Source organism: Roseateles sp. P5_E1, assembly GCF_054049335.1.
Window position 1 is genome coordinate 141,005 of the sequence record NZ_JBFUMN010000009.1, and the last position, 9,491, is coordinate 150,495.

General features: G+C 67.4%; 5 protein-coding genes. 1 reads left to right on the forward strand and 4 read right to left on the reverse strand.

Annotation, left to right across the window (positions count from 1 at the left end; genetic code table 11):
- Nucleotides 1-24 precede the first annotated feature (24 nt).
- The 4 genes from malQ to ACXJKJ_RS11460 form a co-directional block, all read right to left on the reverse strand.
- On the reverse strand, nucleotides 25-1,533 hold the full coding sequence (malQ, locus tag ACXJKJ_RS11445) for a 4-alpha-glucanotransferase (protein WP_457390174.1): 1,509 nt from the start codon (nucleotides 1,531-1,533) through the stop codon (nucleotides 25-27).
- Nucleotides 1,530-3,608, reverse strand: a complete 2,079-nt coding sequence (gene glgX / locus ACXJKJ_RS11450) for a glycogen debranching protein GlgX (RefSeq protein ID WP_056201823.1) — start codon at nucleotides 3,606-3,608, stop codon at nucleotides 1,530-1,532. The genes malQ and glgX overlap by 4 nt, the downstream gene beginning before the upstream one ends.
- Before the next feature lie 86 nt (nucleotides 3,609-3,694).
- Complete coding sequence (gene glgB / locus ACXJKJ_RS11455) at nucleotides 3,695-5,872, reverse strand: 1,4-alpha-glucan branching protein GlgB (protein ID WP_056201821.1); 2,178 nt, start codon at nucleotides 5,870-5,872, stop codon at nucleotides 3,695-3,697.
- A gap of 2 nt (nucleotides 5,873-5,874) precedes the next feature.
- Nucleotides 5,875-8,331 carry a glycogen/starch/alpha-glucan phosphorylase gene (locus tag ACXJKJ_RS11460; protein ID WP_457390175.1) on the reverse strand — a complete coding sequence of 819 codons (2,457 nt, stop codon included), beginning with the start codon at nucleotides 8,329-8,331 and terminating at the stop codon, nucleotides 5,875-5,877.
- 362 nt (nucleotides 8,332-8,693) lie between these two features.
- Between ACXJKJ_RS11460 and ACXJKJ_RS11465 the strand changes: the two genes are divergently transcribed.
- Nucleotides 8,694-9,491 (forward strand): ABC transporter ATP-binding protein (locus tag ACXJKJ_RS11465; protein ID WP_457390176.1); only part of this gene is annotated, 798 nt, incomplete at its 3' end.

Below are 9,491 nucleotides of genomic sequence, written 5' to 3' on the forward strand. Positions count from 1 at the left end.
CCCCGGTTCGCGGGGGAGAGCCGCTCAGGGCAGACGCAACAGCTCGAAAGGCCCACGGCCCGAGGCGGCAGTGATGAGTCCGAGCACACGCGCCGGCTCGCTGCCCAGCATGCCCCAGTGGAAGCGCCAACCCCAGTTGCCGCCCAGCACGCCGGGCACATTCATGCGGTGGGCGCTGCCCAGGCCAAGCACGTCCTGCAGCGGATACACGGCCATGTTGGCCACCGAATTCGCGCAAGCGCGGATCATGGCCCAGTGCACGTCGTGGTCGCCGCAGGCGAGGTAAGAGCCGGCAAAGGCGCGCTCGCGAGGCTTGGCCTGGTCCCACCACCCGCGCACGGTGTCGTTGTCATGCGTGCCGGTGTAGGCCACCGAGGCCCTGGGCCACATATGCGGCAGGAATTCGTGCTGCGCTGTAGCGCCGAAGGCGAACTGCAGGATTTTCATGCCGGGGAAGCCGCAACCATCGCGCAGCGCGTGCACGTCATCGGTGATGAAGCCCAGGTCCTCCGCCACGATGGGCAGCGGGCCCAGGGCTTGTCTGATGGCGTCGAAGAGGGCCATGCCCGGGCCGGTCAGCCACTGGCCCTGCGTGGCGTCGGGGCTGCTGGCGGGAATCTCGTAGTAGCCGGCAAAGCCGCGGAAATGGTCGATGCGAAAGACGTCGGCCTGCGTCAGCGCGCGCTGGATACGGGCCGTCCACCAGGCGTAGTTCTCGTCGGCCATCTTGTCCCACCGGTAGAGCGGGTTGCCCCAGCGCTGGCCGAGCGGGCCGAGGTCATCGGGCGGCACGCCGGCCACCACCGTGGTCTGGAAGTTGTCGTCCAGCTCGTAAAGGTCCGGGCGCGACCAGCAATCGGCGCTGTCGTGCGCGACAAAGATGGGCAGATCACCCATGATGTGGACGCCGCGCTCGTTGGCGTAGCTCTTGAGCGCTCCGGCCTGCACGTCGAACTGCCACTGCACGAATTGCCAGAAGGCGATCTCGTCGGCGTAGTCCTTGCGCGCCGCCGCCAGTGCCGCGGACTCACGCTTCTTCAGGCCTTCGCTCCATTCCCACCACGGCTGGCCGTTCAGCGGCGAGCGGATGGCCATGAAGAGGACGTAGTCGTCCAGCCAGCTTTGCGCTTCCAGGCACCACTTGGCGAAGGCGATGCGGTCCGCGTCCGCCGCGTTGGCGAAGAAGCCCTTGGCCGCGGCGCGCAACTGCTGCTCGCGCCAGGGCGTGACCGTGCCGTATTCGACCAGAGCACCATTGAAGGAGGGAACATGGGGTTGAGCCAGCCAGCCCTTGGCGATCAGCGGTTCCAGCGCCACCATCCACTGGCTGCCGGCGAAGGCCGACACGCCCTGGTAGGGGCTGTCGCCGGGGCCGATGGGCGTCGTCGGCAGCAACTGCCAGACGGACTGGCCGGCGGACTGCAACCAGTCGACGAAACGATAAGCGTCGGGGCCGAAGTCGCCCATGCCATGGGGGCCGGGCAGCGAGGTGATGTGCAGCAGCACACCCGAGGAGCGTTGGTTCAGGTTCATGCGTGGCGCAGTACGACGAGGGAACGGGCCGGCACATTGAGCGGCTGGCCGGGAAGAACGAGGGGCGCGGCCGATTCGCCGCTGCTGTCGAGCACGAGCTGCCAGGGCCCGTTGCAGAGCAGGAAAGGCAGCGCCGCCGGGTCGGGGTTGAAGACGATCATCAGCCGCGGCGCGCCGGCATCCGCTTCGCGCAGCTGGGCGCCGAAAGCGCGCTGGCCGGCGTCGTGCCAGTCGTGCGGGCTCATCTCGTGACCGCTGGGCGCGTACCAGGCAATGCTGGCGTCTCCCGGGCCACTGGCAAACCAGCGCGGGTGGCGCAGCAGCGGCTCGCTCGCGCGCAGGGTCAGCAGTTGCGCGACGAGCTCGGTCGTGCGGCCTTCAGCCTGGTCCCAGTCCAGCCAGGTGATGCCGTTGTCCTGGCAATACGCGTTGTTGTTGCCGCCCTGGCCATTGCCGATCTCGTCACCGGCGCACAGCATCGGCGTGCCTTGCGCCAGCAGCAGCGTGGCCAGCAAAGCGCGGCGAACGCGTTCGCGGGTGGCGCTGATGGCGGCGTCCTCGGTCGGGCCTTCGGCACCGAAGTTGGCGCAGAGCTCGCCGTCGCGGCCATCACGGTTCTCTTCGCCATTGGCGTGGTTGTGCTTGGTGGAATAGCTCGTCAGGTCTGCCAGCGTGAAGCCGTCATGAACGGCCACGAAGTTGACGGAGGCGGTGGGCAGCCGCTGCCCATGGTGAAAGACATCACTCGAGGCCATGAAGCGCCGCGCCAGCTCTCCGCGCCCGACGCCCGGTCCGGCGCCGAGCCAATAGCCGCGCACGGCATCGCGGAACTTGTCGTTCCACTCCAGGAAGCGGCCGGGGAAGCGGCCGACCTGGTAGCCGTCGTAGGCGGCGTCCCAGGGCTCGGCGATCAGGTGCACGCCGGCCAGCAACGGGTCCTGGCGCAGCGCGGTGAAGAAGGCGGCATTCGGGTCATAGCCCTGGTTCGTGCGGCCCAGCACCGGCGCCAGGTCAAAGCGGAAGCCGTCGACGCCCATCTCGGCGACCCAGTAGCGCAGCGAGTCCAGCACGAACTGCGTCACGCGCGGGTGGGCACAGTTGACGGTATTGCCGCAGCCGGTCAGGTTCTCATTGCGGCTCTTGTCATCCGCGACGAGCCGGTACCAGGTGGCGTTGTCCAGGCCACGCAAGCTCAGCGTCGGGCCGAACTCGTTGCCCTCGGGCGTGTGGTTGTAGACGACGTCCAGCACCACCTCCAGGCCGGCCTCGTGCAGGGCGCCCACCATCTGGCGAAACTCGGCCGTCACGGCGGTCGGGTCGTTGCGGTGAGCCGCATTCGCCCAACGCGGGTCCGGGCAGAAGAAGCCCAGCGTGTTGTAGCCCCAGTAGTTGTGCAGGCCGCGCTCGGCGAGGTGGGGCTCATCGATGCAGTAGTGCACCGGCAGCAGCGACAGCGTCGTCACACCCAGGCGCTTGAAATGAGCGATGGATGCGGGGTGGGCCAGGCCGGCATAGGTGCCGCGCAGTTCCTCGGGCATGCCGGGCAGCAGCCTGGAGAAGCCTTTGACATGGGCCTCGTAGAGCACGACGTCGGCCGGCGCGCGGCGCGGCTGGTGGGCGCGTGAGTGGCCGACCGGCGGCGGCGCCACGCGCGCCTTCAGCGCCTGCGTCGCGTTGTCGCGCGCATCCAGCGAGCGCGGGCCGTCCGGGTGGCCCAGCTCGTAGCCGTGGTGCTCGGCCCGCCAGCCGAAGTGGCCGACGATCTCGCGCGCGTACGGGTCCAGCAGCAGCTTGTGCGGGTTGAAGCGGTGGCCCTGTTCGGGCACATAGGGACCGTGGGCGCGCAGGCCGTAGACCAGGCCGGGGCCAACGCCGGGCAGGAAGCCATGGAACACGCCGTCATGCGGGCCGTCCAGCGCGTAGCGCCGCAGCTCGCGCTGGCCTTCGCCGTCGAAGACGCAGAGCTCGATGCGCGTCGCGTGCTCGCTCGCGAAGGCGAAGTTGACGCCGCCGTCACGGGCGAGCGCTCCCAACGGCTCGTGCCAGCCGGGTTGCAGATCAGGCAGATGAGCCATGGACTCAGCGCCCGCTGGGCCGCCCCGAGGGCGTTGGCGCCCCCTCGGGGGGCAGCGAACAGAGTGAGCGTGGGGGCTTCATTACTTCAGATCGGAACAAAAAACAATGTAGCCAGCGGCGGCAGGTTGATCGTGATGGACAGGCGCTTGCCATGCGCCGGCATCGCCTGCACGGGCAGGCCCGCCGCGGCGACGCCGTTGCCCATGTTGCTGCCGCCGTAGTAGGCCGAATCGGTGTTGAGGGCCTCGCGCCAGGCGGTCACGCCGTCGGGCACGCCCAGCGAATAGCCCTCGCGCGGCACAGGCGTCATGTTGCAGACGACGACGACCATGCGGCCCGTGCCGTCGCGGCGCACCCAGGCATAGATGGAATGCTCGGCGTCATGGGCACTGATCCACTCGAAGCCGCCCTGCTCGCAGTCCAGCCGGTGCAGGGCCGTGTGGTCGCGGTAGAGCTTGTTGAGGTCGCGCACCAGGCGCTGCACACCGGCATGGCGGTCGTCTTCCAGCAGGCCCCAGGGCAGGCTCTCGGCATGGTTCCACTCCTGGCGCTGGGCGAACTCCTGGCCCATGAAAAGCAGCTTCTTGCCGGGGTGGCCCCACATGAAGCCGTAGTAGGCGCGCAGGTTGGCGAACTTCTGCCAGTCGTCGCCGGGCATCTTGGCCAGCATGGAGCCCTTGCCGTGCACGACCTCGTCGTGCGAGATGGGCAGCATGAAGTTCTCGCTGAACGCATAGATCAGGCCGAAGGTCATCTTGTCGTGATGCCAGCGGCGGTTGATCGGGTCCTCGGCCATGTAGCGCAAGGTGTCGTTCATCCAGCCCATGTTCCACTTGTAGTGGAAGCCCAGGCCGCCCGCGTATGTGGGCGCCGAGACGCCGGGGAAGCTGGTGCTCTCCTCGGCCACGCTGATGGCGCCCTCGATCTCGCCGACATGCTCGTTCATCTCGCGCAGCATGGAGATGGCTTCGAGGTTCTCGCGGCCACCACGGATGTTGGGAATCCATTCGCCGGCCGGCCGCGAGTAGTCGCGGTAGAGCATGCTGGCCACCGCGTCAACGCGCAGGCCGTCGACGCCCCAGCGCTCGATCCAGTAGGTCGCGCTGCCGACCAGGAACTCGCGCACCTCGGTGCGGGCGAAGTTGTAGATCAGCGTGTTCCAGTCGCGGTGGAAGCCTTCCTTGGGGTCGGCGTATTCGTAAAGGCGCGTGCCGTCGAACTCTGCCAGGCCATGGGCATCGGCGGGGAAGTGGGCGGGCACCCAGTCCAGCAACAGGCCGAGGCCCTGCTCATGGCAAGCCTTGACGAAGCGGGCGAAGCCCTCGGGCGGGCCGAAGCGCGCACTGGGCGCGTACATGCCCAGCGTCTGGTAGCCCCAGGAGCCGTCGAAGGGATGCTCGCTGACGGGCATGAGTTGCACATGTGTGAAGCCCATGTCGACCACGTAGGCGGGCAGGTGCTCGGCGAGTTCGTCCCAGGTCGGGAAGTCACCGGCCACACCGCGGCGCCAGGAGGCGGCGTGCACCTCGTAGACGCTGATGGGCGACTCGCGCCGGTTGGCGCGCTCACGCTGGCGCGGCAGCGGCGTCGGCTCGGGCAGGGCCGCGACGACGCTGGCCGTCTCCGGCCGCAACTGGGCGCGGCGGGCATAGGGGTCGGCCTTGAGCGGCAGCAGCGCGCCGTTGCCATTGACGATCTCGAACTTGTAGAGATCGCCTTCGATGGCATGAGGCACGAAGATCTCCCACACGCCGGCCAGGTGGCGCAGCCGCATCGGGTGGCGCCGGCCGTCCCAGTTGTTGAAGTTGCCGACGACGCTGACGCGCTTCGCATTGGGTGCCCAGACCGCGAAGCGCACGCCGCTGACGTCGCCGTACTGCACGACATGTGCACCCAGGCTCAGCCAGGGCCGGAAGTTGCGGCCTTCGGCAAAGGCCTTGAGCTCATCGTCGCCGAGCTGGGGGTAGAAGTTGTAGGGGTCGGCATAGACGCCCTCGCCGCCCCCGGTCCAGCGCACGGCCAGGCGGTAGTCGAAGCGGTGCTTGCGGCGCGGCACCTGCGCCTCGAAGAAGCCGCCGCGGCGCTCCTCCAAGTCGACGATGTGCTTCTTGCTGCTGGCATCCAGCAGCGCCACTTCCGCGGCGCCGGGCAGCAGCGCGCGCACCCAGAGCCGACCGTTGTCATCCGCGTGCAGGCCCAGCCGGCCGAAAGGATCGGCATGGCGGCCCGCCAGCAGGGAATCAACGTCGGCGTCGTTCAGCATCGTCAGGTGTTCAGACTCTTCACGGACCAGACACGGTCCACATACTCGGCGATCGTGCGATCGGACGAGAACGGGCCCATGCCGGCGATATTGCGCAAGGCGCGTTCGGCCCAGGCCGCACGGTCGGCAAACAGCGCATCGACCTTGGCCTGGGTGGCGACGTAATCGGCGAAATCGGCCATCAGCAGGTAGATGTCGCGGTGCAGGATGCTGTCCACCAGCGCGCGATAACGATCGGTGTCGCCGTTGCTGAAGACGCCCGCCGCGATGGCATCGATGACGCGCTTGAGCTGGCGATTCTCTTCGACATACAGGCGCGGGTCGTAGCCCAGCTGCTTGATCTTGGCGACGGCATCGGCGCGCAGGCCGAACACGAACATGTTCTCCACGCCCATGGCCTCGGCCATCTCGATGTTGGCGCCGTCCCAGGTGCCAATGGTGACCGCGCCGTTCATGCCGAACTTCATGTTGCCGGTGCCCGAGGCCTCGGTGCCGGCCGTCGAGATCTGCTCGGACAGGTCGGCCGCCGGGATGATGCTTTCGGCCAGCGTGACGCTGTAGTTGGGCAGGAAGACGAGCTTGAGCTTGTCGCCCACGCGCGGGTCGCTGTTGATGACACGGGCCACGTCATGTGCCAGGCGCACGATGCTCTTGGCCGTCTGGTAGGCCGAGGCCGCCTTGCCGGCGATGACGACGGTGCGCGGCACCCAGTTGGCATCGGGGTTGTCGCGGATGGCCTGGTAGCGGCTGATGACGTGCAGGATGTTCAGCAGCTGGCGCTTGTATTCGTGGATGCGCTTGATCTGGATGTCGAACAGGCTGTCGACATTGACCGAGATGCCCAGCTCACGGCGGATGACGGCGGCAAGGCATTCCTTGTTGGCGCGCTTGACGGCCAGGAACTCCTCGCCCAGCTCCTTGTTGGCGGCCAGCGGCGCCAGTTCGCCCAGCTCGGCCAGGTTCTTGCGCCAGCCCTCGCCGATGCGGCTGTCCAGCAGGCCGGACAGCAGCGGGTTGGCCTGCTCCAGCCAGCGGCGCGGCGTGACGCCATTGGTGACGTTGTGGAAGCGCTCCGGCCAGATGCGAGCGTAGTCGGCAAAGATGGTCTGCACCATCAGCTCCGAGTGCAGCGCGGCCACGCCGTTGACGCGGTGCGACGAGACCAACGCAAGCGCGGCCATGCGCACGCGGCGCTCGCTGCCGTGGCTACCTTCGTCAATGAGGGACACCCGCGAGGCGAAGGCGTGATCGCCGGGAAAGCGGGCCTGCACCTCTTCCAGGAAACGGTGGTTGATTTCGTAAATGATCTCGAGGTGACGCGGCAGCAGGTTCTCGAACATGCGCACGGGCCAGGTCTCCAGCGCTTCGGGCATCAGCGTGTGGTTGGTGTAGGCCACGGCTTGGCGCGTGATCTTCCAGGCCTCGTCCCAGCCCAGGCCATGCTCGTCCAGCAGCAGGCGCATCAGCTCGGCGGGTGCGAGCGCCGGGTGGGTGTCGTTGAGATGGATGGCGTTGGTCTTGCCGAGGTTGTGCAGCGAGCCGAACTCGCGCAGATGGCGCGCGATCAGGTCCTGCAGCGAGGCGCTGACGAGGAAGGCCTCCTGCTTCAGGCGGAGCTCGCGGCCGGCTTCGGTGGAGTCGTCCGGGTAGAGCACCCAGTTCAGCGCATCGGCCAGCACCTGGTGGCGGGCAGCGCGGGCGTAGTCGCCCTCGCAGAAGGGCTTGAAAGCGATGGGCGCCGCCGTGGCCTGCCACTGGCGCAGCGTGGAGACGCGCTCGCTGTGGTGGGCGGGCACGATGAAGTCGAAGGCCTGGGCCTCGATGCTGTCGGCCGGCTGCCAGCGGCGCACGCCCGAGGCATCGACCTCGATGCGGCCGCCAAAGCCAACCTCGTAGCGCAGGTCCTGTCGAGGCAGCTCCCAGGCGGGCGAGTCGCGCGTCCAGTCGTCGGGCTGCTCCAGCTGGCGGCCCTGGCTGATGACCTGGGCAAAGGTGCCATAGCGGTAGCGCAGGCCGTAGCCGAAGGACGGCAGCTCCAGTTCGGCGAAGCTGTCCAGGAAGCAGGCCGCCAGACGGCCCAAGCCGCCATTGCCCAAGGCCGCATCGGGCTCGCGCTCCAGCACATCGCCCAGGGCCAGACCCTGCTCGGCCAGCTTGGCTTCCAGCGGGTCGACCAGCTTCAGGGCGGCCAGCGCATTGGACAGCGCGCGGCCCATCAGGAATTCCATCGACAGATAGTGCACGCGGCGCACGGGCGCCTTGTCGCCACGCTGGGCGTCAGCGGCCTGCGTGGTGGCCCAGCGGCGGGCGAGCGTCTCGCGGCAGGCGATGGCCGCCGCGTGCAAGGCCGCCTGCGGCGTGGGGCCATGGCTGGATTGGGACAACTCGCGCTCGTAGGCGGTCTCGAAGGCGGCGCGCAAGGCCTTGTCTTCGGCGGAGAGGGCAGTCGGCTTCTTCATCGCGGTGGAGGCCTTGGCGGCGGGCTTGCGTTGAACGGGTAACGCGAAGCTCTTGGGTGTTGGGGAGTTCATCAGTGCCGGCCCCCAGCGACGGAGGCAAGAATGCTACTCGACGGGCAGCGTTGGCTGAAGTATCGACCAGCTCCGCCCCGTTGTGTAGTTTGACTACATCGGGAAAACCCGGAACGTTTTGCAAAGCATTGATTTTCAAGGATTTCGCAAAGATTCAAGCGAGTCAACTCTGTTGTTGCAAGCTCGTCACGAATGTATATTGTCTACAAAGGCGGCCAAAGAAGAGAAATTTAGCCGTCGAACGACGAGACAAGCCGACCACCAGACGGCCGGCGACTGAAAGGTTAGAAGTGGCAGACGTTCGACTGACCGGTGTGGAGAAAGCCTACGGCGACATCCGCATCCTTCACGGCATCGACCTGGAGATCCGCGACGGTGAGTTCATGGTCTTCGTCGGCCCCTCGGGCTGCGGCAAGTCCACGCTGCTGCGCACCATCGCCGGCCTGGAAGAGATCACCGGCGGCGAGCTGACCATCGGCGGGCGCGTCGTCAACGAGGTGCCACCCAGCGAGCGCGGCATTGCCATGGTGTTCCAGTCGTATGCGCTCTACCCGCATATGAATCTGTACGACAACATGGCTTTCGGGTTGAAGCTGGCCAAGGTGCCCAAGGCCGAGATCGAGACGGCCGTGCGCAACGCGGCCAGGATCCTGCACATCGAGCACCTGCTGGACCGCAAGCCGAAAGACCTCTCCGGCGGCCAGCGCCAGCGCGTCGCCATCGGCCGCGCCATCGTGCGCAAACCCGAGGTGTTCCTGTTCGACGAGCCGCTGTCCAACCTCGACGCGGCCTTGCGCGTGCGCATGCGCTATGAGTTCGCCAAGCTGCACGAGGATCTGAAGACCACGATGATCTACGTGACCCACGATCAGGTGGAGGCCATGACGCTGGCCGACCGCATCGTCGTGCTGTCGGCCGGCAAGATTGAGCAGGTCGGCTCGCCGCTGGAGCTGTACGAGCATCCGCGCAACCTCTTCGTGGCAGGCTTCATCGGCAGCCCGAAGATGAACTTCATCGACGCGGAGCTGGCGGCCATCGAGCCGGGTCATGTGGATGTGAAGCTGGCCGGCAGCGGCGTCGTGCTGCGT

Excerpts from the sequence above, each read along its gene's own strand:
- malQ (WP_457390174.1), bottom strand. The coding sequence starts at position 1,533 with ATGAACCTGAACCAACGCTCCTCGGGTGTGCTGCTGCACATCACCTCG.
- glgB (WP_056201821.1), bottom strand. The coding sequence starts at position 5,872 with ATGCTGAACGACGCCGACGTTGATTCCCTGCTGGCGGGCCGCCATGCC.
- ACXJKJ_RS11460 (WP_457390175.1), bottom strand. The coding sequence starts at position 8,331 with ATGAAGAAGCCGACTGCCCTCTCCGCCGAAGACAAGGCCTTGCGCGCC.
- glgX (WP_056201823.1), bottom strand. The coding sequence starts at position 3,608 with ATGGCTCATCTGCCTGATCTGCAACCCGGCTGGCACGAGCCGTTGGGA.